At 70.6% G+C, this 24,706-nt stretch carries 25 protein-coding genes; 9 read left to right on the top strand and 16 right to left on the bottom strand.

Going from position 1 to position 24,706, the window contains the following annotated elements:
* Positions 1–12: 12 nt before the first annotated feature.
* The gene (locus AC3IF3_RS02610) at positions 13–1,503 is read right to left on the bottom strand and encodes an argininosuccinate lyase (RefSeq protein WP_489219587.1); all 1,491 of its coding nucleotides are present in this window, start codon (positions 1,501–1,503) and stop codon (positions 13–15) included.
* A 160-nt stretch (positions 1,504–1,663) separates the two neighbouring features.
* Positions 1,664–2,599, bottom strand: a complete 936-nt coding sequence (locus AC3IF3_RS02605; protein WP_489219586.1) for a LysR substrate-binding domain-containing protein — start codon at positions 2,597–2,599, stop codon at positions 1,664–1,666.
* A gap of 136 nt (positions 2,600–2,735) precedes the next feature.
* On the opposite strand from AC3IF3_RS02605, the gene AC3IF3_RS02600 reads away from it, so the two are divergent.
* Positions 2,736–4,325 (top strand): catalase, encoded by a 1,590-nt coding sequence (locus AC3IF3_RS02600; protein WP_243973516.1) that lies wholly within the window; start codon positions 2,736–2,738, stop codon positions 4,323–4,325.
* 131 nt (positions 4,326–4,456) lie between these two features.
* Here AC3IF3_RS02600 and AC3IF3_RS02595 read toward each other — a convergent pair whose 3' ends face one another.
* From AC3IF3_RS02595 to AC3IF3_RS02560, 8 genes are all read right to left on the bottom strand, one after another.
* A complete protein-coding gene (locus tag AC3IF3_RS02595; protein ID WP_489227142.1) occupies positions 4,457–4,939 on the bottom strand; it encodes a hypothetical protein in 483 nt (160 codons plus the stop codon).
* A 305-nt stretch (positions 4,940–5,244) separates the two neighbouring features.
* Complete coding sequence (locus AC3IF3_RS02590; protein WP_489227141.1) at positions 5,245–6,489, bottom strand: MFS transporter; 1,245 nt, start codon at positions 6,487–6,489, stop codon at positions 5,245–5,247.
* On the bottom strand, positions 6,486–8,156 hold the full coding sequence (gene lnt / locus AC3IF3_RS02585; RefSeq protein WP_489227139.1) for an apolipoprotein N-acyltransferase: 1,671 nt from the start codon (positions 8,154–8,156) through the stop codon (positions 6,486–6,488). Before lnt ends, AC3IF3_RS02590 begins: the two co-directional genes overlap by 4 nt.
* Positions 8,157–8,166: 10 nt before the next feature.
* Entirely contained in the window at positions 8,167–9,306 is a 1,140-nt protein-coding gene (locus AC3IF3_RS02580; RefSeq protein WP_489227138.1) for a hemolysin family protein, read from the bottom strand.
* Positions 9,307–9,342: 36 nt separating this feature from the next.
* Positions 9,343–9,822 carry an rRNA maturation RNase YbeY gene (gene ybeY / locus AC3IF3_RS02575; protein WP_489219581.1) on the bottom strand — a complete coding sequence of 160 codons (480 nt, stop codon included), beginning with the start codon at positions 9,820–9,822 and terminating at the stop codon, positions 9,343–9,345.
* A 2-nt stretch (positions 9,823–9,824) separates the two neighbouring features.
* Positions 9,825–10,949 carry a PhoH family protein gene (locus AC3IF3_RS02570; RefSeq protein WP_489219580.1) on the bottom strand — a complete coding sequence of 375 codons (1,125 nt, stop codon included), beginning with the start codon at positions 10,947–10,949 and terminating at the stop codon, positions 9,825–9,827.
* Positions 10,950–10,951: 2 nt separating this feature from the next.
* Positions 10,952–12,289 (bottom strand): tRNA (N6-isopentenyl adenosine(37)-C2)-methylthiotransferase MiaB, encoded by a 1,338-nt coding sequence (miaB, locus tag AC3IF3_RS02565; protein WP_489219579.1) that lies wholly within the window; start codon positions 12,287–12,289, stop codon positions 10,952–10,954.
* Between the two features lie 158 nt (positions 12,290–12,447).
* Entirely contained in the window at positions 12,448–14,184 is a 1,737-nt protein-coding gene (locus AC3IF3_RS02560) for an L-lactate permease (RefSeq protein ID WP_489219577.1), read from the bottom strand.
* Between the two features lie 274 nt (positions 14,185–14,458).
* Between AC3IF3_RS02560 and AC3IF3_RS02555 the strand changes: the two genes are divergently transcribed.
* Complete coding sequence (locus AC3IF3_RS02555; protein ID WP_489227136.1) at positions 14,459–15,010, top strand: Ivy family c-type lysozyme inhibitor; 552 nt, start codon at positions 14,459–14,461, stop codon at positions 15,008–15,010.
* A 165-nt stretch (positions 15,011–15,175) separates the two neighbouring features.
* Here AC3IF3_RS02555 and AC3IF3_RS02550 read toward each other — a convergent pair whose 3' ends face one another.
* The 4 genes from AC3IF3_RS02550 to AC3IF3_RS02535 form a co-directional block, all read right to left on the bottom strand.
* The gene (locus AC3IF3_RS02550) at positions 15,176–16,045 is read right to left on the bottom strand and encodes a lysophospholipid acyltransferase family protein (RefSeq protein WP_489227134.1); all 870 of its coding nucleotides are present in this window, start codon (positions 16,043–16,045) and stop codon (positions 15,176–15,178) included.
* Between the two features lie 4 nt (positions 16,046–16,049).
* Positions 16,050–16,565: a GNAT family N-acetyltransferase gene (locus AC3IF3_RS02545; RefSeq protein WP_243973526.1), complete on the bottom strand. Its 516-nt coding sequence runs from the start codon at positions 16,563–16,565 to the stop codon at positions 16,050–16,052.
* Entirely contained in the window at positions 16,562–17,239 is a 678-nt protein-coding gene (gene tsaB / locus AC3IF3_RS02540; RefSeq protein WP_489227132.1) for a tRNA (adenosine(37)-N6)-threonylcarbamoyltransferase complex dimerization subunit type 1 TsaB, read from the bottom strand. Before tsaB ends, AC3IF3_RS02545 begins: the two co-directional genes overlap by 4 nt.
* A gap of 222 nt (positions 17,240–17,461) precedes the next feature.
* Entirely contained in the window at positions 17,462–18,028 is a 567-nt protein-coding gene (locus AC3IF3_RS02535) for a NifU family protein (protein ID WP_243973528.1), read from the bottom strand.
* Positions 18,029–18,175: 147 nt separating this feature from the next.
* Here AC3IF3_RS02535 and AC3IF3_RS02530 point away from each other — a divergent pair, with 147 nt between their 5' ends.
* From AC3IF3_RS02530 to AC3IF3_RS02515, 4 genes are all read left to right on the top strand, one after another.
* Positions 18,176–18,709 (top strand): atp-dependent helicase, encoded by a 534-nt coding sequence (locus AC3IF3_RS02530; protein ID WP_489227130.1) that lies wholly within the window; start codon positions 18,176–18,178, stop codon positions 18,707–18,709.
* 225 nt (positions 18,710–18,934) lie between these two features.
* Entirely contained in the window at positions 18,935–19,291 is a 357-nt protein-coding gene (locus tag AC3IF3_RS02525) for a DUF2934 domain-containing protein (RefSeq protein ID WP_489227129.1), read from the top strand.
* A gap of 153 nt (positions 19,292–19,444) precedes the next feature.
* Complete coding sequence (locus AC3IF3_RS02520; protein WP_489231218.1) at positions 19,445–20,110, top strand: HAD family hydrolase; 666 nt, start codon at positions 19,445–19,447, stop codon at positions 20,108–20,110.
* Between the two features lie 177 nt (positions 20,111–20,287).
* A complete protein-coding gene (locus tag AC3IF3_RS02515; protein ID WP_489227128.1) occupies positions 20,288–20,494 on the top strand; it encodes a hypothetical protein in 207 nt (68 codons plus the stop codon).
* 421 nt (positions 20,495–20,915) lie between these two features.
* Here AC3IF3_RS02515 and AC3IF3_RS02510 read toward each other — a convergent pair whose 3' ends face one another.
* The gene (locus tag AC3IF3_RS02510) at positions 20,916–21,197 is read right to left on the bottom strand and encodes a hypothetical protein (protein WP_489227126.1); all 282 of its coding nucleotides are present in this window, start codon (positions 21,195–21,197) and stop codon (positions 20,916–20,918) included.
* Between the two features lie 252 nt (positions 21,198–21,449).
* On the bottom strand, positions 21,450–21,830 hold the full coding sequence (locus tag AC3IF3_RS02505; RefSeq protein ID WP_489227124.1) for a DUF6481 family protein: 381 nt from the start codon (positions 21,828–21,830) through the stop codon (positions 21,450–21,452).
* 822 nt (positions 21,831–22,652) lie between these two features.
* Between AC3IF3_RS02505 and AC3IF3_RS02500 the strand changes: the two genes are divergently transcribed.
* Genes AC3IF3_RS02500 through hpxZ form a run of 3 tightly spaced genes read left to right on the top strand, consistent with a single transcriptional unit; the run spans position 22,653 to position 24,624 of the window.
* A complete protein-coding gene (locus tag AC3IF3_RS02500) occupies positions 22,653–22,847 on the top strand; it encodes a DUF4089 domain-containing protein (RefSeq protein ID WP_489227122.1) in 195 nt (64 codons plus the stop codon).
* 14 nt (positions 22,848–22,861) lie between these two features.
* Entirely contained in the window at positions 22,862–24,241 is a 1,380-nt protein-coding gene (locus tag AC3IF3_RS02495) for an AtzE family amidohydrolase (RefSeq protein ID WP_489231217.1), read from the top strand.
* A complete protein-coding gene (gene hpxZ / locus AC3IF3_RS02490) occupies positions 24,241–24,624 on the top strand; it encodes an oxalurate catabolism protein HpxZ (protein ID WP_489219564.1) in 384 nt (127 codons plus the stop codon). Before AC3IF3_RS02495 ends, hpxZ begins: the two co-directional genes overlap by 1 nt.
* The last annotated feature ends 82 nt before the right edge of the window (positions 24,625–24,706 follow it).

The following is a 24,706-nucleotide window of genomic DNA, read 5'->3' as shown; positions in this document are numbered from 1 at the left end:
CCCGCGCCGAGATCAGGGCTCCCGGGCCAAGTCAGAGAAGGCGGCGTCGCGTTTCCCCCGGGCGGTAGCGAGGCCCGCACGGCGTCCGGCGAGCCAGTCGCGATCGGCCTCCAGGCGCGCCCGGGCACCGGAGAGCATGCGCCGGACCTCCGCGGGCTGCGGGCCGCCGAGCCCCTTCGCCGCATCGATCATGCCCCGGGCCGACAGCGACGCCCGGAATCGGGCCTCGTCCAGGGGCAGGTCCGGCTTCAACCCCGTCCCGGCGGCCGCCTCGGCGTAGATCCGTCGGACCTCCAGGAAGGGCAGGTCGGCCGGGCGCAGGTCGTGGCTGCGCCCGTAGCTCACGAGCTCTGACGCGAAATGGTGGCCGAGGCGGAACGGCACGTCCGCCTCGCGCTGGAGCGTATCGGCGAGTTCGGTGGTGGTCGCGTAATCGGCCGCGACCTCGTCGGCGGCCCGCGCGCGGTCGACGACGAGACCATCGAAGATGCTGGTCCAGCGCCGGCACATCGTGGCGGCCTCGGCGAGGGTCCGGCCCGGCGGTTCGGCCTGATTGCGCTTGTAGTCCGGCATGCCGGAATCGACGTTGTGGGCCATGACCGCGAAGGCCTGCGCGGCGCCCACGACGTCGCTGGCCTTCATCCGCAGGGCGTAGAGCGCCACGGGATTGCGCTTCTGCGGCATGATGCTGCTCGGGCCGGTCAGCGCCCCCTCCCGCAGCAGGATCCACGGCCGGGTCTGGTGATACTGCGCGTAGAGATCCTGCGCGAAGCTGCCCGCGGTGGTCGCGAGGTTCGCGGCGAGCGCCGTCAGCTCCAGGCCCATATCCATCGGGGCGAGCTGGCCCGCGTCGTAGCTGTTCTCCACGGGCGCGTCGAAGCCGAGGAGCGCCGCCAGGCGCGCGCGGTCCACCGGAAAGCTCGACGTCCCGAGGGCCGCGGCGCCGAGGGGCGACAGGTTCAGGCGGCCCCAGGCCTCGTGCAGCCGATCCGCATCGCGGGCGAGCACCTCCGCGTAGCCCAACAGGTAGTGGCCCAGCGTCGTCGGCTGGGCCTGGACCCCGTTGGTGTAGGCGGGGACGATCGTGTCGGCCTCGCCCTCGGCCCGCGTCAGCAGGGCGGCCCGCGTTTCGTCCAGGGCCTCGGCGAGGGCGAGGAGGCGGTCGCGCTGTTCGAGCTTGAGCACCGTCGGGATGATGTCCTGGCGGCTGCGGCCGGAATGCAGGCGCGTGGCGTCCGGACCGGCCTTGGCCACGATCAGGGGCTCGATCCGGAGATAATCGTCCGGCCGGTCGGCGCCGGGCTTGGCGGCCTCCGCGGCGACCTGATCCAGGGCCCGCGCGATACGGGCTCCGAGGGCGCGCGGGACGATGCCGATCTCGACAGTCATCACCAGGGAGGCGCGGTTGATCGCGTCGACGCGGGCGAAGCTGTCCTCGGGCTCGGCCCGGGCCGCCGCGGGGGCCACCATCGCGAGAACCGCCCAGAGTGCCGTGCGCCGCATCGACCCGTTCCCGCCCCTCGCCGAGATCTCGGACGATCCACCTATCCCATCCCCGCCCGCATCCCGCGGTCAAGGCCCACGGATTCGGGGCGTCGGGCGCCGGGTCCGAACGGTCGGCCCGGGCCGGCCTTGACGACCCGCGCGGGGCTTCGAAGCGCCGTCAGACCACCGGCTCCCCGTCGCGGCAGGCGGCGGTGCCGGGCGGCGCATGGGCCCGGAAGAAGGCGGCGAGGTTCGTGAGCCCCGCGGCGCGCGGGTCGCTCGCCCGCCAGACCAGTGCGATGGTCCGCCCCGGCCCATCGACGTCGAAGGCCCGGGTGACCGTCAGCCCGGTCGGATCGGGGCCGGCAGGCACCGCGAGGGCCGGCAGCAACGTGTATCCCGCACCAGCCGCCACCATCGAGCGCAGGGTCTCCAGGCTCGTGGCGTGCCGCCCGACCGACGAGCCGGCGCCGCAGGCCGCGATCGCCTGGTCGCGCAGGCAATTGCCCTCGTCGAGCAGCAGCAAATCCGGCCCGGCGATCTCGGTCGCCGAGAGCGCGCCGCCCCGGGCCAGGGCGTGCTCGGCCGGACAGGCGAGCCAGAACGGCTCCACGAAGAGCGGCGAGACGGCGAGCCCGTGCAAAGGCAGCGGCAGGGAGACCAGGGCCGCGTCGATGCGGCCATCGCGCAGGCCATCCACGATCTCGGCGGTGCGCGACTCCGACAGCGAGAGCATCAGCGACGGGTACTGCTCGCGCAGCGGCCGCAGCACCAGCGGGAAGAAGTACGGACCCAGCGTCTGGATCGCCGCCAGCACCAGACGTCCCGTCAGCGGGGAGCCGCGCCCCTCGCTGGCGAGCGCCAGCAGGCGCTGCGCCTCCGCCAGCACGACCCGTGCCTGCCGGACGATCGCCTGACCAGCCTCGGTGAGCAGGACCCGCCGGTTCGAGCGCTCGAACAAGGTCAGGCCGAGGGCGGTTTCCAGCTTGCGGACCTGCACGCTGAGGGTCGGCTGGCTGACATTGCAGCGCTCGGCCGCCCGGCCGAAATGCCCCTCGTCGGCGACGGCCACGACATATTCAAGATCGCGGAGCGAGAGGCCAGCGAGATTCATAGACTGCGCCTATCACGCTCTTTGCAACGATGCATTTGCCTCCGGGTCATGCCGGGGTCATAACGTTTCACCAGAACACTTCCAGGTTGGCTTCGCGCACATGAGCGAGCCTTCGCCCCATGGAGAGATGCTGCGCATGAGCGATCAACGCCCGATCCTGACCACCCGCCAGGGCCATCCGGTCCGCGACAACCAAAGCACCCGCACGGTCGGTGAGCGCGGCCCGGCGACCCTCGAGAACTACCAGTTCATCGAGAAGATCACCCATTTCGATCGCGAGCGGATCCCGGAGCGCGTCGTTCATGCCCGCGGCGCCGGCGCCCACGGCTATTTCGAGGCCTACGGCAAGATCGGCAACGAGCCGGCCTCCAAGTACACCCGCGCCCGCGTGCTGACCGAGACCGGCGTGAAGACGCCGATGTTCGTGCGCTTCTCCACCGTCGCCGGCGCCAAGGAGAGCCCCGAGACCGAGCGCGACCCGCGCGGCTTCGCGGTGAAGTTCAAGACCGTCGACGGCAATTGGGACCTGGTTGGCAACAACCTCAAGGTGTTCTTCATCCGCGACGCGATCAAGTTCCCCGACATGATCCACGCGTTCAAGCCGGATCCGGTGACCAACCGCCAGGAGGCGTGGCGCTTCTTCGACTTCGTGTCCCAGCACCCCGAGTCGATCCACATGGTGACACATCTGAAGTCGCCCTGGGGCATCCCGGCCAATTACCGTGAGATGGAAGGCTCGGGCGTCAACACCTACAAGCTGGTCAACGACCAGGGCGAGGCCGTGCTCTGCAAGTTCCACTGGATCCCGAAGCAGGGCGTCCGCAACCTGACCTCGGCCCAGGCCGCCGAGATCCAGGGCAAGGACGTGGGTCACGCGACCCGCGACCTCTACGACAACATCAAGGCCGGCAATTTCCCAGAGTGGGAATTCGCCGTGCAGATCATGCCGGACGGCCCGAACGACCATCTCTCGTTCGATCCGCTGGACGATACGAAGCTGTGGCCGGTGGACCAGTTCCCGCTTCTGCCGTGCGGCCGCATGGTGCTTGACCGGGTGCCGGACAACTTCTTCGCCGAGGTCGAGCAGTCGGCCTTCGGCACCGGCGTCCTGGTCGACGGTGTCGACTTCTCGGACGACAAGATGCTGCAGGGCCGGACGCTGTCCTACTCGGACACCCAGCGCTACCGGGTCGGCGCCAACTACCTGCAGCTGCCGATCAACGCGCCGCAGCCCGGTGTGAAGGTCTATTCGAACCAGCGGGACGGCCAGATGACCTATTCGGTCGACGGGACCGGTCCGAACAAGCACATCAACTACGAGCCCTCGACGCTCGCCGAGGGCCTGCGCGAGGCCCCGAAGCCGGCCCGGGACTACCACCAGCCGGTGGAGGGCAATCTCGGCCGCTACCAGACCTCGCGCACCGAGGACGACTACACCCAGGCCGGCGTCCGCTACCGCTCGTTCCAGGATTGGGAGCGGGACGACCTGATCGCCAACCTGGTCGGTGACATGAAGCAGTGCCCGGAGCCGATCCAGCTGCGGATGGTCTGGCACTTCTGGCATGCCGACGCGGATTACGGCCGTCGCGTGGCCGAGGGCGCGGGCATCGATCTGGAGAAGGCCAAGGCCCTGCCGCCGCTGCCGGGCCGCGCCGCCCCGGGCAAGCGTCTGCAGGCCGAGACCTATACGGACGGCTCGCAGGCCCACCGGGTCGCCGCAGAGTAGGTTTTTCTCTACCTCACTCGGCCGACAGATGAGAGGCCCCGCGGATGCAAATCCGCGGGGCCTTTTCCTTGGACCGGGCGTCATCGCGAGGGGCGGTCGCCGGAAGTCTCGAGACGATGCGCCATGCCCCTTCAAGGGCAGCGGCGGCGCACATAGCCTTTGCTGACATAGGTCCGGCTCGCCGGATCGTAGGTCTTGAACCGATGCGCGCAGGCCGCGACGGCGGCAGGCTCATCCGGCGCGGGTTCTTCGGTCTCGACGATCACCTCGACCGGAGGACGATCGATGGGCGGCCTGTAGACGTAGACATCGTCGTACCAGGGATAGCCGTACCCGCCGAACAGGCCGCCGTAGCCGAGGCCCAGGCCCAAGCCTCCGAGCCCGTACACGTAGCCCCAGGGGCCATGACGCCACGGATGAGAGACGTGGGGCCGGAAGGCGAAGCCGGGGCGGACCGGCCCGAGGGGCCGCCCCCAGGCGCCGACCCGGGGCCCGATCATGCCGCCATGGAACCCGCCGCCGAACCCGCGCGCCTCAGCCTTGGCCGTCATAACAGCCAACGCGAGCAGGGCCGCGGATATCCGCGGGATCCTCGCCGTGTCGACGCCCGTCATTCCGATTCTCCGATACCCGACGCAGACACGCCGACCGGCGGACGGCGCGCAATACTCTGAGTAATCGAAGGCCGCGGGGACCTTTCGTCAAGGGCGTTTTTCTGCTGAGCTGGGGTGCACGCTGGACGTTTTACCTGCCAACCGCATCGGCACCGCATGATTGGCGCCCTGCCATGGCACCAATGCGCTGAGTATTGCGAGGCGGCGCAGCGTCTTTCGGGATGCTGCACCGCCATCGCATGTCCGGGGACGGCAGCTCGCCCCTCGGATCGCGCCACGAGGAGCGCCGTCAGGGTGCCCGACGATCAGGACCCGCTCGCCGGGCCTGACGTCTGGAACGCGCCCAGCGGCTGAGCGGCAGGTCCGCGCGGGTCCGGCGCTACGCCGCTGACCTTGCGGTCGCGGCCGGCGGCGAGGCCGAACAGGATCGCGGCGGTCGCGATGCCCACGAACAGGGTACCGGGCACCGCCCAGCCCCCCGTGGCCTCGTGGGCGAGGCCGAACGCCAGCGGGCCGAGGCAGGCGCCCGCGTAACCGATGCCCTGCGCCATGGCCGACAGGCCCGCGGCGCTCGCGGCATCCGCCGCGCGGAGCACGATCAGCGTGAGCCCGAGACCGAAACAGCCGCCGATGCCGAAGCCGAGCGCGCAGGCGGCCGGGATCCGCAGGGAGGCCGACCCGAAGGCCAGGACCAGGAAGGCGGCCGCGGTCAGCCCAGCGATCGCGACGATCCACCCCCGCTGGTCGCGGGCGCGGGCGGCCAGCATCGCCGTCAGGAGGGCGCCGGGCGCCTGGACCAGCGTGGTGAGCGACGCGTAGAGGCCGGCCTCCAGCGGTGACAGGCCCCGCCCCTGGAGCAGCAGCGGCAGCCAGCCGAACAGGATGTAGGCGAGCGACGATTGCAGGCCCATGAAGCCCGTCACCCACCAGGCCAGGGGGTTGCGCAGCAGCCGCCCGGCCGAGGGCGCCGCGCTCGCATGGGTCCGGCGGGCGAACGGGATCCAGAGGAAGGCGGAGACCAGCGCCGGCAGCGCCCAGACCGCCAGGGCCGACGGCCATCCGCCCCCGAGGGCATTCTCGACCGGCACCGACGCGCCGGCCCCGGCGGCGGCGCCGAGGCAGAGCGTCATGGTGTAGAGCCCGGTCATCAGACCGCCGCTGGCGGCGAAATCGCGCTTCACCAGGGCGGGTAACAGGACGTTGTCGAGCCCGATGCCGATGGCGGCGAGCGCCGTCCCGGCGAAGAGCGGGACGAGGCCGCCGAGGCCGCGCAGCGCCAGGCCGGCCGCCAGGATGGTGGACCCCAGGAGCACGGCCAGATCGGGTCCGATCCGGCGGATCAGCGGGGCGGCCAGGGCGCAGGCGATGCCGAGGCACAGGACCGGCAGGGTCGTGAGGATCGCGGCCCCGCCGGCGCCGAGGCCGGTCCCGTCCCGGATGGTCGCCAGCAGGGGACCGACCGAACTCAGGGCCGGCCGCAAGTTGAACGCGACCAGCATCAGGGCGAGGGCGAGCAGGATCCGGCGGGGGCCGGCCGGGTCCGTGCTCATGTCCGGCGTCCCGCGTGCAGGGCCCCGCCGAGACAGGCGGCGAGCATCAGCGCGAAGGCGGCGTCGCCGAAACGGCCGTACAGGGTGCCGCCGACGATGCGGGCGGGCAGGTCGGCATCGAGCCAGGTCTCCTTGTCGAGCGGCGTGCGGGCGACGATCCGGCCATGCGGATCGATCACCGCAGAGATCCCGGTATTGGCGTCCCGGACCATGGGCAGCCCCTCCTCGACGGCGCGCAGGCGCGCCTGCGCCAAATGCTGGCGCGGGCCCGGGGTGTCGCCGAACCACGCGTCGTTGGTGACGTTCAGGATCAGCCCGGGCGGCCGATCCGACGGCGCGACGTGGCCCGCCGGCAGGATGGCGCCGGGGAAGATCGCCTCGTAGCAGATCGTGGCCACCACCGGCGGCAGACCCGGAACCGCCAGGATCCGCTGGGCCGCGCGCGCCCCCGCCGAGAAGCCGCCCGGGATCGCCACGAACTGGCGCAGGCCCAGCGCCCGCAACGCGGCGTCGAGGGGTGCGGGCAGGTACTCGCCGAACGGGACGAGATGAACTTTGTCGTAGCTGTCGGAGATCGTCCCGTCGGGACCGATCACCAGGACGGCGTTGAAGTAGCGCAGGCGCTCGCCGGGCAGCGGCTCCTCGGCCCGGGCCGCGCCGGTGATCAGGTGTTGCCCCGGCTTGAGGCCGGCCGCCACCTTCGCCAGGGCGTCGGGATCGCGCTGGATCAGGAACGGGAAGGCGGATTCGGGCCAGACGATGTGGGTCGGCTCCGGCTCCCCGGCCTCCGCCGGGCGCTGGCTCAGCTCGATGTAACGGTCGACGATGTCGGTACGGTTCTCGGGCCTGAACTTGGCATCCTGCGGCAGGTTCGGCTGAACGAGCCGCAGCCGGACGCCCGCCACCACCGGATCGAGCGGCCCGAGACGGACGGCGCCGTAGAGGGACATGCCGATCAGGACGATCGCGGCCGCGGCGCTCGGACCGAAGCGGCTGCGCGGGCGGGAACCGGTGGCCAGCGTCGCCGGGGCCGCGCAGATCAGCACCGCCAGCACGGTGAGGCCATAAAGGCCGATCGCGGCGGCCCATTGCATCAGCCAGAGGTTCTGGGCGAGGGCCATGCCCAGCGTGTTCCACGGGAAGCCGGTGAACAGGTGGCCGCGCAGCCATTCCGCGGCCCCGATCCCGAAGGCGAGGGCGGCGATCCGCCCCGGCCCGCGGCGCCACATCAGGCCGGCGGCGCCGAAGCCGGCCCCGTAGAACAGGCCGAGCCCGAAGGGCAGGCCGATGACGCCGAGTGGGAGCGCCCACAGGAACGCGTCGGCTTCCACCAGGAAGGCCTGGCCCAGCCACCACAGGCCGGCGGTGAGATAACCGAAGCCCCAGGCCCAGCCGATCAGGAAGCAGGGCCAGAACCGCCGCGGGGTGGTCCGGTCGGAAGCGGCCCCGTCCAGAAGCCACGTTGCCGCCGACAGGGACACGGCGAGCGCCGGAAGCATACCGAAGGGCGGCATCGCCAAAGCCGCGACGGCGCCCACGAGCCAAGCCAGCCCGAGGCGGCGCCAGCCGGTCAGGCGCCTGATCGCCCGGACGAATCCAGGCGCCGGGACGTTCTCGGTGCCCGATGCCGGTGCGACCCGGGCGGGCCCCGCCGCCGTGCGCGTCACGCCTGGACCGTCACGGGTGCGACGTCTCGGGGGCCGGCGGGCTGGAGGGCGGGGGCAGGGCAAGGGGAACGACATTTCCGATCCGGGTGGCGCCCTTGTGGAAGCGCAGCCGCTTCAGGCGCCGCGGATCGGCATCCAGCACCTCGAATTCGAGGTCGCCGGGGCCGGCGATCAGCTCTCCGCGGGAGGGGACCCGTCCGGCCAGCGTCACGATCATGCCGCCCAGGGTGTCGATCTCCTCGGCCATCTCGCCGACCGCCGCCACCAGATCCACGCCGGTCGCCTCGGAGACCTCCGCCAGGGGCGTTCGGGCATCGGCCACGAAGACCTCGCCCTCGCCGTCGACGCGCTGGACATGCTTGTCCTCCGCGACGTCGTGCTCGTCCTCGATGTCGCCGACCACCACCTCGATCAGGTCCTCGATGGAGATCAGCCCGTCGGTGCCGCCATACTCGTCGATGACCAGCGCCATGTGGGTACGCGTGGCCTGCATCCGGACCAGCAGGTCGATCGCTGGCATGGAGGGGGGGACGAACAGCACCGGCCGCTGGATGCGCGCGGCCGCCAGGGTGGTCGTCAGATCGACCTTGCCGAGGTCGAGGCCGCGCGGGACCCGGGGGACCGGCCGGCGGATCCGCGGGGGTGGGGCCGGGGGCTCGCCGGCCTCGACCTCGACGACCGGCGCCGGGGGCTTCGCCGCCGCCGCGACGCTGCGCCGGGACGGCTCGGCCTTCGCGGCGATGTGGTCCACGAGGTCGCGGATGTGGACCATGCCGCGGGGGTCGTCGAGGGTCTCGCCGTAGACCGGCAGGCGCGAATGCCCGGCCGTGCGGAACAGCTTGAGCAGGTCGCCGAGGCTCGTCTCGTTGGAGACCGCCATGATATCGGCCCGGGGGACCATCACGTCGTCGACGCGCACCTTGTGCAGGCCGAGGACGTTCTTGAGCATGATGCGCTCGAGCGGGGTGAGGCCGCTCTCGCCGGCATCCGGCTCCGCCAGCGCTTCCTCGAGCCCCTCGCGCAGCGAATCGCGCGGCTTGAGGTGGAGCGCCTGGAGCAGGCGGTCGTACCAGGGCTCCCGGTTCTGGGATTCACCCTCGGTGGAACTGGGCGCGGCCAGGGCCGCGCCGCGACTTCGATCGTTGCTCATGTCTCTCGGGTCTGGGGTCGTTCGGGCGTCGCGCGCTCAGGCGTAGGGGTCCGGGATGCCGAGGGTCGCGAGCGCCGCGACCTCGAGGGCCTCCATGGCGTCGGCCTCGGCCTCGCCGGTCTCGTGGTCCTGACCGAGACAATGCAGGGTGCCATGGACGAGGAGGTGGGCGAGATGATTCTGGAGCGGCTTCGACTGCTCCGCACTTTCGCGCACCAGGGTCTCGTACGCAAGGACCACATCGCCGAGCGGACGCGCGGACCCGGCATGAAGCGGTTGCGGGGCTGCCGGGAAGGACAGGACGTTGGTGGGCTTGTCCTTGCCGCGCCAGGTCCGGTTGAGTTCCCGCACGGCGGCGTCGTCCGTCAGCAGGACGCTGACTTCGACCGGGCCGTCCGGCCTCCCGGGGGCGACGGCGAGCCCGGCCTCTACGGCGCGGGTGACGAGCGATTCGAGGTCGGGGACGGCGGCTTCCCAGCGCGCATCCTCGACGGCGAGGTCGATTTCGTTCGGCATGGTCACCCCAGCGGCCGGCGCCGGGGGTTCGGGTTGCGGTCGGCCTCGTCCACCCCGTGGGCGGCGCGCTCGTAGGCGGTGACGATCCGGCGCACGAGGTCGTGGCGCACCACATCGACGTCCTTGAACGTCACCCGCCCGATTCCCTCGACTCCGTCCAGCACCTTCACCGCCTCCACCAGGCCCGACTTCTGCCCCGGCGGCAGGTCGATCTGGCTCGGATCGCCGGTGATGATCATGCGCGATCCCTCGCCGAGGCGGGTGAGGAACATCTTCATCTGCATGGAGGTGGTGTTCTGCGCCTCGTCGAGGAGCACCACGGCGTTGGTCAGGGTCCGCCCGCGCATGAAGGCCAGCGGCGCGATCTCGATCGTACCGGTCTGCAAGCCGCGGTCGACGTGGCGCGCCTCCATGAAGTCGTAGAGGGCGTCGTAGATCGGGCGCAGATACGGATCGACCTTCTCGCGCATGTCGCCGGGCAGGAAGCCCAGGCGCTCGCCGGCCTCCACCGCCGGACGCGACAGGATCAGCCGCTCGGCATGGCCCTGCTCCAGCAGCGACACCGCGTGGCCGACGGCCAGCCAGGTCTTACCGGTGCCGGCCGGTCCCTCGGCGAAGACCAGCTCGTTGGTGCGCAGGAGCTTGATGTAGGCGTCCTGCGCCGGGTTGCGCGCCCGCACGGCGCCGCGCTTGCGGGTTGCGATCTGCTCGAAATGCGGCTTGTCGGCTTCAGCCGTGATCGCCTCGGCCGGGAACAGGGTCGCCTGCGCGGAGGCCTCGCGGATGGCGCCGTCCACATCGCCCAGGGTCAGCGTGCTGCCGCCGGTGCGTACCCGCGCATAGAGCTTCTGGAACACCCGGCGGGCGGTCTCCGTCGCCGCCGGAGAGCCCTTGATCACGAGATGATTGCCGAGCGCCGTCGCAGTGACGTCGAGCCGCCGCTCGAGATGGGCCACGTTCTGATCGTATTGACCGAAGACGAGGCTCGCGAGGCGGTTGTCGTCGAAGGTCAGCTGCACCTCGACGGGCTCGTCCGAACCCGACGGCCGCGTCGCTGGACCGCGTCCCCGAAGAGCGCCCCGCGCGCCCGCCCCGTCCGAAGCGCTCAAGCCGTCATCCTCGTCCATCCTCAGGCGGCCGCGGCCGCGGAGATCAGCTGTCCGAACAGGCTGTTGGTGCCCGCCTCGGTGATCCGCACCGGAACCACAGTTCCGATATGGTGAGCCGCGGCGTCGAACTGGACGGCGAGCAGGTGCGGCGTCTTGCCCGCCACCTGACCCGGATGCCGGCCGGGCTTCTCCACCAGGACGTCGAAGACCCGGCCCGCCGCGGCCCGCTGGTAGGCATAGCGCTGGCCGTCGAGCAGCGCCTGGAGTTCGGCCAGCCGCGCCGCCATGACGGGTTCGGGCACCTGATCGCCCCGCTCGGCCGCCGGGGTCCCGGGGCGGGGGCTGTACTTGAACGAGTACGCGCTCTCGAAGCCGATCTCGCGCACGAGCCGCAGGGTCTCGGCGAAATCCGCGTCGGTCTCGCCGGGGAAGCCGACGATGAAGTCCGAGGAGAGGGCGATGTCGGGCCGCGCCGCGCGGACGCGGTCGATCAGGCGCCGGTACTGGTCGCCGGTATGCTTGCGGTTCATAGCGGCGAGGATCCGGTCCGCGCCCGACTGCACCGGCAAGTGCAGGTAGGGCATCAGGGCCGGAACCTCGGCATGGGCCCGGATCAGCGCGTCGTCGAAATCGTTCGGGTGGCTCGTGGTGTAGCGGATCCGGACGATGCCCGGGATCCGTGCCACCGCCCGGACCAGTTCGGCGAGGCCCACCGGCGCCCCGTCGGCGCCGGCGCCGTGATAGGCGTTGACGTTCTGACCGATCAGCGTGACCTCGCGGACGCCGCCTTCGGCCAGCCGCTCGGCCTCGGCCAGCACCGCCGCCACCGGCCGCGAGACCTCGGCGCCGCGGGTGTAGGGCACCACGCAAAAGGCGCAGAACTTGTCACAGCCCTCCTGAACGGTGAGGAAGGCCGACGCCCCGACGGTGCGGCGCCGGGGCAGGTGATCGAACTTGTCGTCGATGGGGAACTCGGTATCGACCACGCGCCGCTCCCGGGAGCGGGCCAGCAGGTCCGGCAGACGGTGATAGCTCTGCGGGCCGACCACTACGTCGACGGCCGGTTGGCGGGCCTGGATCTCGGCGCCCTCGGCCTGGGCGACGCAGCCGGCCACCACGATGCGGGTGTCGAGCCCCTGCGCCTTGCGCTCACCCTTCAGGACGCGCAGGCGGCCGAGTTCGGAATAGACCTTCTCGGCGGCCTTCTCGCGGATGTGACAGGTGTTGAGGACGACGACGTCGGCCTCCTCGACCGAATCGGTCGGCGCGTAGCCCTCGGCCCCCAGGACGTCGGCCATGCGGGCCGCGTCGTAGGCGTTCATCTGGCACCCGTAGGATTTGACGTAGGCCTTCTTCAACGCGCGCCGTCCCGAACCCGTCCACGTGATCCCTGCGCCGGCCCCGCAGGATCCGGCCTGCGGCCTGTAGCACGGATCGCGCGGGCCGTCGCGACACCCGAAACGCGACCGGCCGCCCGAGGGCGGCCGGCCATTGGGTGCAGCGGAGAGAATCGGCCTCAGTGGGCGGCCGGCGCCGCCGCGGGCAGGTCGATCACCATGTGCTGAAAGAACGGCACGTAGGCCTGCAGCATCACGAAGCAGCCGACCAAGCAGGCGAGCGCCACCGAGTGCCAGAACACGAAGCGCAGGATCTTGCCCTCCTGGCCGAAATAGCCGGTGGCCGTGGAGGCGACGACGATCGACTGGGCGTCGATCATCTTGCCCATCACGCCGCCCGACGAGTTCGCCGCCGCCATCAGCACGCCGGGCAGGCCGAGCTGCTCGGAGGTGATCCGCTGCAGGCTGCCGAACAGGACGTTCGAAGCCGTATCGGATCCGGTCAGCGCCACGCCGAGCCAGCCCAGCAGCGTCCCGAAGAATGGGTAGAGGATGCCGGTTCCCGCGAAGGCGAGGCCGAGCGTGGCGTCGACGCCCGCGTAGCGGGTGAGAACGCCGAGCGCGAGCATCGCCGCGATGGTGATCAGCGAATACCGCAGCGCCCAGATCGTCTCGAAATAGGCGGTCACGAGGCGCAGCGGCGAGAACCGCATGATCAATCCGGAGATCAGCGCCGCGATGAGCACCCCCGTCCCGGTGAAGGACATGTAGGTGAACAGGAAGACCGCGCCCTCGGGTGCCGGCTTCGGCACCACCGGCGGCACCTTCATGATCATGTTGTGCAGGCCCGGCACCTCGTACTTCCAGGTGAAGAGCGGATTCACGATGCCCTTGAACCAACCGGTTCCCCAGATCGCCACGATGATCGAGAGGATGATCCACGGCAGCCAGGCCATCAGGATCTCGCCCTGCGAGGCGGTGCGCGCGCCGGTATGGACCGGGGGCGCCCCCGGAACGCCGGCGCCGACCGCCACCGGGCGCGGGCCCGCCACGGCGAGCGACGGGTCGTGCCCGCGCAGGGCCGGCGACGTCCAGATCTCCCGGGGCTGCCAGACCTTCAGGAACAGCACCAGGGCGAGCATCGAGGCGAGCGATGCCCCGATGTCGACGATCCACGGATTGACGTAGTTCGAGATCAGGAACTGCGCCACCGCGAAGGAGGCGCCGCAGACCAGGATCGGCGGCCACACCCGGATCATGCCGCGGAAGCCGGCGAACACCCAGATCAGCCAGAACGGGACGATCAGCGAGAACAGCGGCAGCTGCCGGCCGATCATCGCGCCGAGGATCTCCGGCGCGTAGCCGGTGACCGAGGCAAGACCCTGGATCGGCGCGCCGAGCGCCCCGAAGGCGACGGGGGCGGTGTTGGCGATCAGCGACAGGCCCGAGGCGGCCAGCGGCGAGAAGCCGAGTCCGATCAGGATCGCGCCGGTGACGGCGACCGGGGTGCCGAACCCGCCCGCGCCCTCGAAGAAGGCGCCGAACGCGAAGGCCACCAGGAGCAGCTGCAACCGCCGATCGGCGGTGATGCCCGCCACCGATTGCTGGAGCACGGAGAACCAGCCCTTCTCCACCGTAAGCCGGTAGAGGAAGATGACGTTGAGGATGATCCAGCCGATCGGGAAGAAGCCGGTGACCATCCCGAGGATCGCCGCCCGGGTGGCGAGCCCCGTGGGCATGCCGAAGCCGACGATGGCCACCAGCATGGCGAGGCCGAGGGCGATGACGGCCGCGAGATGGGCTTTCACACGCCCGCTGGCGATCATGGCGAGCAGTGCGATGACCGGCACTGAGGCGGCGATCGTCGAGAGCCAGGCGCTCCCGAACGGATCGTAAACCTGATTCCAGGTTTGCAACGGGCGTCCTCCCATGGTCCCGACTGATACGGGTTCCGGCCTAGCTAGCAGAGCGCTTCCGAGCGCTCAACGGAGATGAATCATGTATTCTCCGCGATTTCCGCCGAAATGTACGCAGAGACGGATCCAGGTCTGACGGCGGCGATCGAGACCTTGTCGATCCTGCGGGCCGCGAAAAGACGCGGAATCGACGTGGCCTGACGGTTGTGCGTCGAAAGCATTCATCCGCCCGTCATCCCGATCACCATAAATAAAATGCCGTCGGTCCTTGAACATGGACGTCATCGCCATGATTTTTTTTCGCAAAAAATCATTGTTATTTCTATTCAACACAGTATCATCGTTGTGTTGCGCTACAATATTGCTTGCCAATAGCGATACGTCGGCCACTGAGAGCCGCAGAACGCAGACCGACGATCTGACCCTGTATGCCGGCAAGAGGGGCTCGGACAAAATCGGGGGCGTCGACATCCTGCACCATCCGAAGTTCCTGGATGCAACCCGCGCGGCCGTCGCGGATCCGGTCGCCCGGGCGTGGATACAGGGACGGAAGGTGCCTCAGAATGACCCGTCGATCTCCAGGATCGGAGACTACGTGATCGTCTCCGGTTGCGAGACGCACGGCTGCGGCCCGCATCAATGGGCGGTCTACATCACGCCGGACGGATCGCGCGTGAAGGCGTGCTATTTCGATGAGGGGCGGGACCCGACGCACGCGGTCTGGTCCGCGCCGCATGGCGTCGTCCGCCTCGCCCCCCCGCATTGCGAAGCCGGTAAGGACGCCAGCGGTATCGAACTGGCGATGCCGCGCCCACAGCGGTCGTGAGGGCGGTCCGGGCGATCGCTGCCGGGGAGCAGGCCGATCCGGTGGCGCGCGCGACCGGGACGCTCTCCCTGTCGCGCCTCCGCGGGAATCGTCGCTCCTGACAGCCGGAGATGAGTCAAATACCGATCCGTGGATCGGCCGGCCCGCACGGAGACGGCCCGTCGGTCAGACGGCCGCGGCCTCCCGCTCGCGGAGGCCGACCTCCGGCGGTACCAGCCGCGCTGCCGCCGAAGCGCCGTCGTCCTCACGCCCCGTGACGACGCCCCGCAGGGCGGCTCGGACCTCGGCCTCCGCGGCCGCCGTGACGGCCTTTCGGTCGGTGCCCGCCTCGAAGGCGATCGGCGCACACCAGGTCACGTGCACGTCGATCGGGCCGCCCTGCACGAAGGCGGCGAGGTGCGGGGCCAGGTCCATGTCGCCGTACCAGGCGATCCCGGCGCGCTCGGAACGCACCACCGGCAGGCCGTTGCGCCGGGGATAGGCGATGGCCAGGGGCTGGAGGCGGACGCGGCCGCGCTCGACCTCCCCCTGCAGCGCCGTGCGGGCGGCACCGACCAGCGACGAGCGGAACGGCAGGAGCCGGGTGCCGTCGCCGGTTGTGCCTTCCGCGAACAGAACGACGAGCTCACCCTCGGCCAGACGATGCCCCATTGCGGCGCTGACCGTGGCGGTCGCCCCGCGCCGTTGCCGGTCGATGAAGATCGTGCGCTGCAGCCCGGCCAGGATCCCGATCACCGGCCAGCCGGCGATCTCCGACTTCGCCACGAAGGAGAGCGGGCGGAGGGCGCCGATCACGATGATGTCGAGCCAGGAGACGTGGTTGGCGAGGATGAGAGCCGCCTCGCCGGGGGCGGGCGGCGTGCCGGTCTGCGTTACGCGCACCGCGAACAGGCGCAGGAAGACGCGGTGGAACAGGAGCGGCGCCAGGGTAGCCCGGCGGCCGAGCAACCGCAGCGCGATCCAATGCGACGGCGCCAGGATCGCGAGGGCGAGGGCCAGGGCCGCGACCCGATACGCGACGCCGAACCGGCTCACGGCGTCACAGATCGGCGCTCATCGTCAGCGCGGTCGCCCGGCTGCCGTCGGCCTTGAGATAGTAGCCCGTGCGCGCCCCCACCTGGCGGAACCCGTGACGGGCATAGAGGCGCAGCGCCGGCGCGTTGCCCTCGTCCACCTCCAGATGCACCCGGGCGGCCCCCGCCAGCGCGAGGCTCGACAGGTGCTCGCGCAGGAGCCGCCGGCTGTGGCCGCCGCCGCGGAGCGCGGGCGACAGCACGACCGTCAGGATCTCGGCCTCGTCGGCCGCCCGGCGCGAGAGCACGAAGCCCTGGAGCGCCCCCGCCCGCCACAGGCCATGCGCCTGCGTCGAGCGCTCGCAGAGCATCCGCTCGAATTCGTGGGCCTCCCAGGGGCGCGCGAAGGCGGTGGCATGCAGGCGGGCGAGGGCCGGGGCCTGCGCGGCGTCGGCGAGCGGCGCGACATAGGGCTCGGGGGTCAGCGCGTCCCACCACGCGAACCACCAGTCGAACGGCCAGAAGGGCAGGGGACGCGTCATCGCCGGGCGATCCGCGCATGGTCCTGGGGCCGCGCATCGGGACCGTGCAGGTACATCGGACGCGGCAAGGCCTGGACCGGATCCGCCAGGAAGCCGAGGGATGCCACCGAGGCGATGTCCGGTCCCGTGACGCCGGCGACCTGCGCGCGCACGCCGCGCGCCGTCAGCGCCGCCGCCAGCAGCGGTGCCCCCGAACCGGCGATCGCCACGGGCCCGCGGCCCACCAGGCGCTCGGCGGCCGTTTCGATGCTGAGATGCGCCGGGGCGATGCCGTCGCCGGGACCGAGGGCGTGGATGTAGATCGCGCCGTGCCGGGCATCGATCGCCGCCGCGATCGACCCCTCGACGGTATCGGCCAGCAGGGAGGTGAGCAGCGCCGACAGGGTCCCGACGCCGACCACGGGCTTGCCGGTGGCCAACCCGATGGCGCGGGCCGCCGAGAGACCGACGCGCAGGCCGGTATAGCTGCCGGGCCCGACCGTCACGGCGATGCGGTCGAGCGCCGCGAAACCGCCCTCCACCCGGGCAATGACCCGCTCGATCAGGGGCAGCAGCGATTCGGCATGGCCGCGCGCCATTGGGAGCGACTCGGTTGAGAGGGGCGCTTCGGCATCCTCGTCCGCGACGCAGGCGGCGCAGGTATCCAGCGCTGTGTCGATGGCAAGAATACGCACGCTCACTCCCGCGGCCGGTCCGGGCCGCCGTCGCCTCCCTCCGGCCGTGGACGGCACGAAGAGCCGCCAGCGATAGAGCAAATCCGCCGCTCCGTCAGCGCCGGGGCGGGCCGGTCGCGCGCATCGCCCGCGGAGTGTTGCCGGCTTGCGCCGGTCCCGGACCACCGCCGGCCCGGAGGCCGGCGATCCCGGAGCTGGACGGCGCGAAGGCCCGGATGGGCCTCAGATCGCCTGGACCTCGCGCACCTCCGGGAGGAAGTGCTTGAAGAGGTTCTGCACGCCGTGCCGCAGCGTCGCGGTCGAGGACGGGCAGCCGGAGCAGGCACCCTTCATCTCCAGGTAGACCACGCCTTCCTTGTAGCCGCGGAAGGTGATGTCGCCGCCGTCGCCGGCCACGGCCGGCCGCACGCGGGTCTCGAGCAGGTCCTTGATGGTCACCACGGTGTCGTGGTCGGCCTCGTCGTAGAACTCGTCGCCCGCCTCGGCCTCGTCGTGGCCGCCCTCGGCCATCACGGGCGCGCCGGACTGGAAATGCTCCATGATCGCGCCGAGCACCGCGGGCTTGACCTGCGCCCAATCGGAGCCGTCCTCGGCCTTCGTGACGGAGATGAAATCGTGTCCGAAATAAACGCCGGACACGCCCGGAACCGCGAACAGAGCCGCCGCGAGGGGCGAGCGGGTGGCGGCCTCGGCGTCCCGGGCTTCGAAGGTCGATTCGGAAAGGACCACGCGCCCGGGGAGGAACTTCAGGGTCGCCGGGTTCGGCGTGGCTTCGGTCTGGATGAACATGGTGGACTCACTCCGCTGCGCCGGTTCAAGGCCGGCCGGGACAGGCGCCCTCAGGGCGCTGCGTTCCATGTGGACCGGCGACCGGATTTTCTCAACCTGGACCGAGGGTCTGGAGAGTGGACATTCCGCCCGGCGCGCGAGAGTGAGGTGCCGATTCGGGGCGCAGAGGAGCCGGCGGTGACCGTGACCGGGGATGAGACGTCCGTGCAGGATCTGCTCAAGGACCTGCGCGAGACCCAGGCCAGGCTGGAGGCGGCCCAGGCCGAAGCGGCATCCCTCAAGGTCCTGCTCGCGCTGCGTACGCACCAGTACGACCAGGCTTGGCAGGCCGGACAGCGCGCCGCGGCCGAGCTCGACGTCGCGCGGTCCGGGGAGGTCGCCCGGACGGCGGAGCGTGCGGGCGCCTGGGCCCGGGAGGCCGACCTGGCGCGCCAGCTTGACGCGGCACGGGCGGCAACCACGTCCCTGGAGGCCGTCGGCCGGGCCGAGGCGCGTGCGGATGCCGTCCGGACCGTGCTCGGAGCGGTCCTCGCCAGCCTGCGCGCCTGGGGCCTGGACCGTCGCCGCTTCCGAGGCCTCATCGATCAGGCCAGCCGCGACGCACCGGACGCGGGATCCGGGGCGGAGCGACATGCCGTCCTGCTGGCGGAGGCACGACGCGTTCTGGGGCTGACCAAATAGGCGGCGTTCGCACCGTCGCTTCCCCCTTCGCCGGCGGGTGATCCGCCGCACCGATAGTCTTGATCGCGGAACGACGGCGTCGTCGGGGGACTCTTCGCGCGATCACGGCGTTCGCCGCGCGGACCTCGCGCGCGACACTCGGCCCGCCCCGCCGAGGGCAGGATTAACGGCCCTTTAACCACGCCCTCCCATCGTCTCTCACGGGACGGACAGGAGATCGACGGCATGCAGATCAGCGAGCATCAGGTGCGCGAGTGCGCCTACTTTATCTGGGAGAACGAGGGCCGCGTTCACGGTCAGGCCGCGGCGCACTGGCTCCGCGCAGAGATCGAGCTGCGCGCCAACGCCACGCTGGCGGCCGGCGCAGCCGTCCCGGCCCCGAAGGCCGCCGCGAAGGCGCCGGCGAAGGTCGCGGCGCCCAAGAGCATCGCTCAGAAGGCCGCTGCTCCGAAGGATGCTGCCCCGAAGGCAGTGATTGCCAAGCCTGCGGCCCCGAAGGCCGTCCGGGCCCCCAAGGCTGCGGCGAATGCCGCCCTGGCCGCGAAGGCGAAGCCCGCCCGCGCCCCGGCCTCCATGCACTGACACGCCCGCGCACCGGCGCCAGGCTGACGTCCGAAGCCCGCTCCCCAACAGGGGGCGGGCTTCTGCCGTTACGGCGCCGGCCGACGGAACGGGTCGCCGGTCGCCCCTGTTGACGGGCCGGAAGCGGGCACCATGCGCCGCGATGAGGCGGCTATGCGCGCGGCGATCTTCGACATCGACGGGACCCTGCTCGACAGCGTCGATCTGCACGCCCGGGCCTGGGTCGAGGCCTTCGCGCATTTCGGGGTCGAGACCGATCAGGCGCGGGTCCGGAGCCAGATCGGTAAGGGCGGCGACGAGCTGATGCCGGTCTTCCTGTCGCAGGATCGGATCAAGCGGGAGGGCGAGGCGATCGAATCCTATCGGTCCGATCTGTTCAAGCGCAGCTATCTGCCGGAGGTCCGGCCATTCCCGAGCGTCCGCCCCCTGTTCGAGCGGATCCGCGCGGACGGCCTCACGATCGCGCTGGCCTCCTCGGGCAAGCGCGCGGAGGTCGAGCGCTACACGGACATCCTGAAGATCGGCGACCTCGTCGACGTATCGACCAGCTCCGACGACGCCGAACGCTCGAAGCCGCATCCCGACATCTTCCAGGCCGCCCTGACGAAGCTCGGCGCGACAGCGTCCGACACGATCCACGTGATCGGCGACACGCCCTACGATGCCGAGGCCGCCGCGAAAGCGGGCTTGCGCACCATCGGCCTGCTCTGCGGCGGCTTTCCGGAGGCCGATCTCTCCGCCGCCGGCTGCGTGGCGATCTTCCGCGACCCGCAAGATCTGCTCGACGGATACGCGCGCTCACCCCTCGCCACCCGCTGAGCGCCGGGCCGACCCTATGGATCGAAAGCATCCACAGCTTTCGTTCGGGCTGTTGCCGTGCGGTGACTCAGACCGATGCCGGCTACGTAAAACGGCGAAAAGGGCTGGTGCGGCGCGGGGGAAAGGCGTAGCGACCCGGCCGCCAATCTGGATCCTTTCGAAGGACGAGCGCCTCGCATGCCCCAGACCCATCAGGCCGAGCCGGCGGCGCGTTTCATTCCCGCCGCCAAGCCGCTTCTGGAGCAGATCGCCGACGCCATCGCGTGCCGGTCGACCCCGCTCAGCCACCTGCTGCGCCTGATGTCGGCGCTCCAGGCCGAGGGCGGAAACGAGGCCCTGCGCCTGCGCCTGCGTGCCCGGATCGGCGCCCCGCTCGACGCCTGATCGGCTCCACGCCCGCCGTTCAACGGCGCCGATGGCGGCGTGAATGGCGGCGGCCCACCCGCTGAACCGGCTCGGCCGCCTGGCTGAGGCGCTTCATGCAGGCATAGTAGATCTGCCGCCCAAGTTCTTCCAACTCCAGGCCGCGCGGGTTGGGTGCCACGAACACCTTCGCGCGGGCCTCAATACGGCACGCCGCATCCTCTGGGCTGCGGATCGGGGGCTCGGCTCGACTGGGGCTCGCAGCCATCACAAGGCCAATGAGCGCCCCGAACGTCATCCAGGCAAGACTGCGCGTTCTGGCCCGGAAACTCGGCATACGAACCGTGGTCCTCACTCCAACGAGACGCCGACATAGAGCATCTCGGTCCACAGTGAACCGTGTTCGAAATACGTGGCCGCCCGCAATCGCCTCGGGCGCCGCTCAGGGTACGATCCAGAGGCAGCGTCCCGCGCCGGTGATCGTCATGCACTCATAGGGCGCACCACCGATCAGCGCCCGCTGCTCCACGGACCCGATCGTGCTCCGGTCGACACTGTGGCAGCCGGCATCGACGGCCGCGTTGCGGTCTGAGCCGGACGCCGCATTGACCCGGCGGGCCGCCAGCAGGCTGTCGCAGGCGATCGCCGTGACCTTGTCCTGTCCGAGGGCGGCGCCTGCCCACAGGATCGCGGGAACCAGCGCGAGGATCGTTCGGGAGGGCATCGCGTATGCTCGCCAATATACGGACCGCACGAATAAGTTTGGCGGGCCTGAGCGTTTGCAACACCACCGGCGAGGTTTTGGTTTCGCGAGGCCAACCTTCATCCACTTACGGTTTGGGTCGGGCGCGGATTTCGCAGTACCGCAGGGCCTATTCTGAAATGCCGCTGCGTTGAGACGCCTGGAAACGCGACGACGCCCGCCATGGGGCGAGCGTCGTCCGGTTCAAACGGCCGTCTTGGAGGCCGCGCGACCTCAGCGCTTCACTTTGACCTTGGCCTTGCGCGCCGCATAGCGAGCGTCGCGCTGGGCTTTCTTGGCGGCCAGTTCCGCAGACTTGCGTTCCTGCGCGGCGGCGAGCTCCGCGGCCTCACGGGCGAGTTGCGCGGCGAGTTCGGCCTCTTCGCGTTGACGCTTCTCCGCGGCGGCCTTCAGCTCGGCGGCGATGCGCGCAGCCTCGCGTTCGCGGGTGCGCTCCTCGCGCGCCTTGGCGATTTCGGCCCGGGCCCTGGCCTTGGCGATCATATCCGGATCGTCGGCCGGGGTCCGCGCCTTGAACTTGGCCAGGAGGGCAGCCTTGGCGTTCTGCGAGTTCTGGCGGCGGTCGTCGAAATTCCTGTAGTCGAATGCGCTCATCTGACCTTTCTCAGTTCGGTAGGTTGGGCGTCGGGCAGGGACATCCGGCAGGGCCGGAGAGGGACCTCAGTCTGCAGGCTCCGACGGCGTCCCCGGACACCGGAACCATGCCGATCCATCGGCTCACCGATGGTTCGACCTGAGCGCTCAGCCTGCGCCGGAGCGCTCAGGTCGAACCAAGTTTTGAAAAACGGAACGCCCTTAACCAGAGCGACCAGGCGGATGCAATCGCGCCCGCACACGCAGTCGACCGCCGGAGGGACAATCCGTAGCGTCTCTGTAAGAGTCTCGCCGGGCGATGCAGAAAAACATCACGTGGAGGCCGCGTTGAACACGCCGTGGCATGGGGAACGGCGTCTGTGCTGCGTGGATCCGAGATAGGTCGACGGGTGAGCCGCGGCAAGGCTACTGACGCAGCATGGATCGCCACGATGCGCTGGGAAAAACGCGCAGATGCCGAGCTTTAGGCTGAGTGGACGACCCGACCCAAGCAATGTCCGTCTTTAAAGGGGTCGCTTACTCAAGTTGATCAACCCAGGCCTGCGAATGCGGCATCGGCTCCGGCACCCGGATTGGGGGAAAGGCGACATCGGCCGATAAAGGTTGCTGCGACAGAGCGACTCCTGCCACGCGATAAGTTGGACGCCCCATCGACGAATGCCTAGAAAATAATCAGATCTGACTGGCTAACGTGCAATCCGCCGATGGCGGCGGTGTTGCACAACCATTGGGCAGCCAATCGGGTGCGTCATCGGCGGTGCGCGCGGCACGAGGCCTGCTACCAACTCGATCCATCCGCCACGAACCCGCTGAAGGATCGCGATGCCCGAAAGTCCCAGCCCGTTCGATCCGGAGACCTACGCGGCGGCAACGGCACCGCTTCTCGGCCTCACGCTCGATGCAACGTGGATTGCCTCCGTCACCGCCAATCTGCGCGTCCTGGCCGCAGCCGCCGCGTTGGTGCAGGACTTCCCGCTGCCCGACGAGGTCGACGCCGCTCCGAGATTCGAGGCGTGAGTACAGACAATCAGATGGATGCGGCCTCGATCGCCGCCGCGGTCGCCGGGGGACGGACCAGTGCCCGGACCATCGTCACCGAGGCCCTGGGCCGGATCGCGCGATGCGACGACCAGCTCAATGCCTTCACCGACGTGCTCGGCGCGCGGGCCCTGGCCCGGGCCGATGCCGTCGATGCGGCCCTGCGCGGCGGTGACACGGCCGGGCCGCTGGCCGGTGTCCCCTTCGCGGTGAAGAACCTGATCGACATCGCGGGCCTGCCCACCCGGGCCGGCTCCAAGATCAATCGGGACCGCGCCCCGGCCGCGCAGGACGGGACCCTGGTACGCCGCCTCGAAGCGGCTGGGGCGATCCTGATCGGCGCCCTCAACATGGGTGAATACGCCTACGACTTCACCGGCGAGAACGTCCACGACGGGGACGCGCACAATCCGCACGCCCTGGATCGGATGACCGGCGGCTCGTCCAGTGGGTCCGGGGCGGCGATCGCCGCCGGGATGGTGCCGCTGACGCTCGGCTCCGACACCAACGGCTCGATCCGGGTCCCCGCGGCCTTCTGCGGCTGCTTCGGTCTGAAGCCGACCTACGGCCGGCTCAGCCGGGCCGGGAGCTTCCCGTTCGTCGGCAGCCTCGACCACCTCGGGCCGATGGCCCGGACGGTCACGGACCTGGCGCTCGCCTACGACGCGATGCAGGGCCCCGATCCGGACGATCCGGTGGCGACGGCCCGCGCTTCGGAGCCGACGCTGCCGATCCTCGAAGCCGGCCTGGACGGCCTGCGGATCGCGGTGGCGGGCGGTTACTTCGCCCGGGGCGGCGATCCGGACGCCTTCGCGGCCGTGGCCCGCGTCGCCGAGGCCCTGGGGGCGAGCCGGACCGTGGAATTGCCGGAGGCGCAGCGCGCCCGCGCCGCGGGCTACCTGATCACCGCAGCCGAGGGCGCGACGCTCCATCTCGACCGCCTGCGCACCCGGCCGCGGGACTTCGATCCGGCGGTGCGGGACCGCCTGATCGCCGGAGCGATGATCCCGGCGCCCTTCGTCGAGCGGGCGCAGCGCTTCCGCCGCTGGTACCAAGCGGCGGTCCTCGGCCTGTTCGACAGCGTCGACGTGATCCTGGCGCCGACCACGCCGTGCCGGGCTCCGAAGGGCGGACAGACCCACTTCGTCCTCGACGGCGTCAGCCTGCCGGTGCGGGCCAATATCGGGGTGTTCACGCAGCCGATCTCGTTCATCGGGCTGCCGGTGGTCGCCGCGCCGGTCTGGCTCGACGACGGCCTGCCGCTGGGCGTGCAGGTGATCGCCCCACCCTGGCGCGAGGATCTGGCCCTGCGCGTCGCCCGCCACCTCGAACGGATCGGCACCTGCGCGGCGCCGATCGCGGAGCTCCCCTGATGGTGATCGACGATCCCTCCGTGAAGGCCGAGGTCGAGGCCGCCTTCCGGGCCTACGAGGCGGCGCTGACCACCAACGACGTTCCCACCCTGGAGGCGCTGTTCCGGGACGATCCGCTGACCATCCGCTACGGCATCGGCGAGAACCTCTACGGCATGGCGGCGATCCGTGCCTTCCGCCGTGCCCGCTCGCCGGTCGGTCTCGACCGGACGCTCGCCCAGACAGTGATCACCACCTATGGGCGGGATGCGGCCACCGCCATGACGCTGTTCACCCGCGCGAACGCCCCCGGCAAAGTCGGTCGCCAGAGCCAGACCTGGATGCGCTTCCCCGAGGGCTGGCGGGTGGTCGCCGCGCATGTCAGCGTCATCGACGCCGCGTAGCCTCGCGCCGCCGCGGGGCGAGTGGCCGCGCGCTTGCATATGGTCGAGTGTATGCCGGCCCCTCCGGACCCGGCCAACGCGA

This window comes from Methylobacterium sp. J-118 (assembly GCF_057836565.1).
The sequence above is the reverse complement of the archived record's forward strand: the minus strand, read 5'-3'. Positions and strand labels throughout refer to the sequence as shown.

Excerpts from the sequence above, each read along its gene's own strand:
- AC3IF3_RS02610 (WP_489219587.1), bottom strand. The coding sequence starts at position 1,503 with ATGCGGCGCACGGCACTCTGGGCGGTTCTCGCGATGGTGGCCCCCGCG.
- AC3IF3_RS02605 (WP_489219586.1), bottom strand. The coding sequence starts at position 2,599 with ATGAATCTCGCTGGCCTCTCGCTCCGCGATCTTGAATATGTCGTGGCC.
- AC3IF3_RS02600 (WP_243973516.1), top strand. The coding sequence starts at position 2,736 with ATGAGCGATCAACGCCCGATCCTGACCACCCGCCAGGGCCATCCGGTC.
- AC3IF3_RS02595 (WP_489227142.1), bottom strand. The coding sequence starts at position 4,939 with ATGACGGGCGTCGACACGGCGAGGATCCCGCGGATATCCGCGGCCCTG.
- AC3IF3_RS02590 (WP_489227141.1), bottom strand. The coding sequence starts at position 6,489 with ATGAGCACGGACCCGGCCGGCCCCCGCCGGATCCTGCTCGCCCTCGCC.
- AC3IF3_RS02580 (WP_489227138.1), bottom strand. The coding sequence starts at position 9,306 with ATGAGCAACGATCGAAGTCGCGGCGCGGCCCTGGCCGCGCCCAGTTCC.
- ybeY (WP_489219581.1), bottom strand. The coding sequence starts at position 9,822 with ATGCCGAACGAAATCGACCTCGCCGTCGAGGATGCGCGCTGGGAAGCC.
- AC3IF3_RS02570 (WP_489219580.1), bottom strand. The coding sequence starts at position 10,949 with ATGGACGAGGATGACGGCTTGAGCGCTTCGGACGGGGCGGGCGCGCGG.
- AC3IF3_RS02555 (WP_489227136.1), top strand. The coding sequence starts at position 14,459 with ATGGACGTCATCGCCATGATTTTTTTTCGCAAAAAATCATTGTTATTT.
- AC3IF3_RS02545 (WP_243973526.1), bottom strand. The coding sequence starts at position 16,565 with ATGACGCGTCCCCTGCCCTTCTGGCCGTTCGACTGGTGGTTCGCGTGG.
- AC3IF3_RS02535 (WP_243973528.1), bottom strand. The coding sequence starts at position 18,028 with ATGTTCATCCAGACCGAAGCCACGCCGAACCCGGCGACCCTGAAGTTC.
- AC3IF3_RS02525 (WP_489227129.1), top strand. The coding sequence starts at position 18,935 with ATGCAGATCAGCGAGCATCAGGTGCGCGAGTGCGCCTACTTTATCTGG.
- AC3IF3_RS02520 (WP_489231218.1), top strand. The coding sequence starts at position 19,445 with ATGCGCGCGGCGATCTTCGACATCGACGGGACCCTGCTCGACAGCGTC.
- AC3IF3_RS02515 (WP_489227128.1), top strand. The coding sequence starts at position 20,288 with ATGCCCCAGACCCATCAGGCCGAGCCGGCGGCGCGTTTCATTCCCGCC.
- AC3IF3_RS02510 (WP_489227126.1), bottom strand. The coding sequence starts at position 21,197 with ATGCCCTCCCGAACGATCCTCGCGCTGGTTCCCGCGATCCTGTGGGCA.
- AC3IF3_RS02505 (WP_489227124.1), bottom strand. The coding sequence starts at position 21,830 with ATGAGCGCATTCGACTACAGGAATTTCGACGACCGCCGCCAGAACTCG.
- AC3IF3_RS02500 (WP_489227122.1), top strand. The coding sequence starts at position 22,653 with ATGCCCGAAAGTCCCAGCCCGTTCGATCCGGAGACCTACGCGGCGGCA.
- AC3IF3_RS02495 (WP_489231217.1), top strand. The coding sequence starts at position 22,862 with ATGGATGCGGCCTCGATCGCCGCCGCGGTCGCCGGGGGACGGACCAGT.
- hpxZ (WP_489219564.1), top strand. The coding sequence starts at position 24,241 with ATGGTGATCGACGATCCCTCCGTGAAGGCCGAGGTCGAGGCCGCCTTC.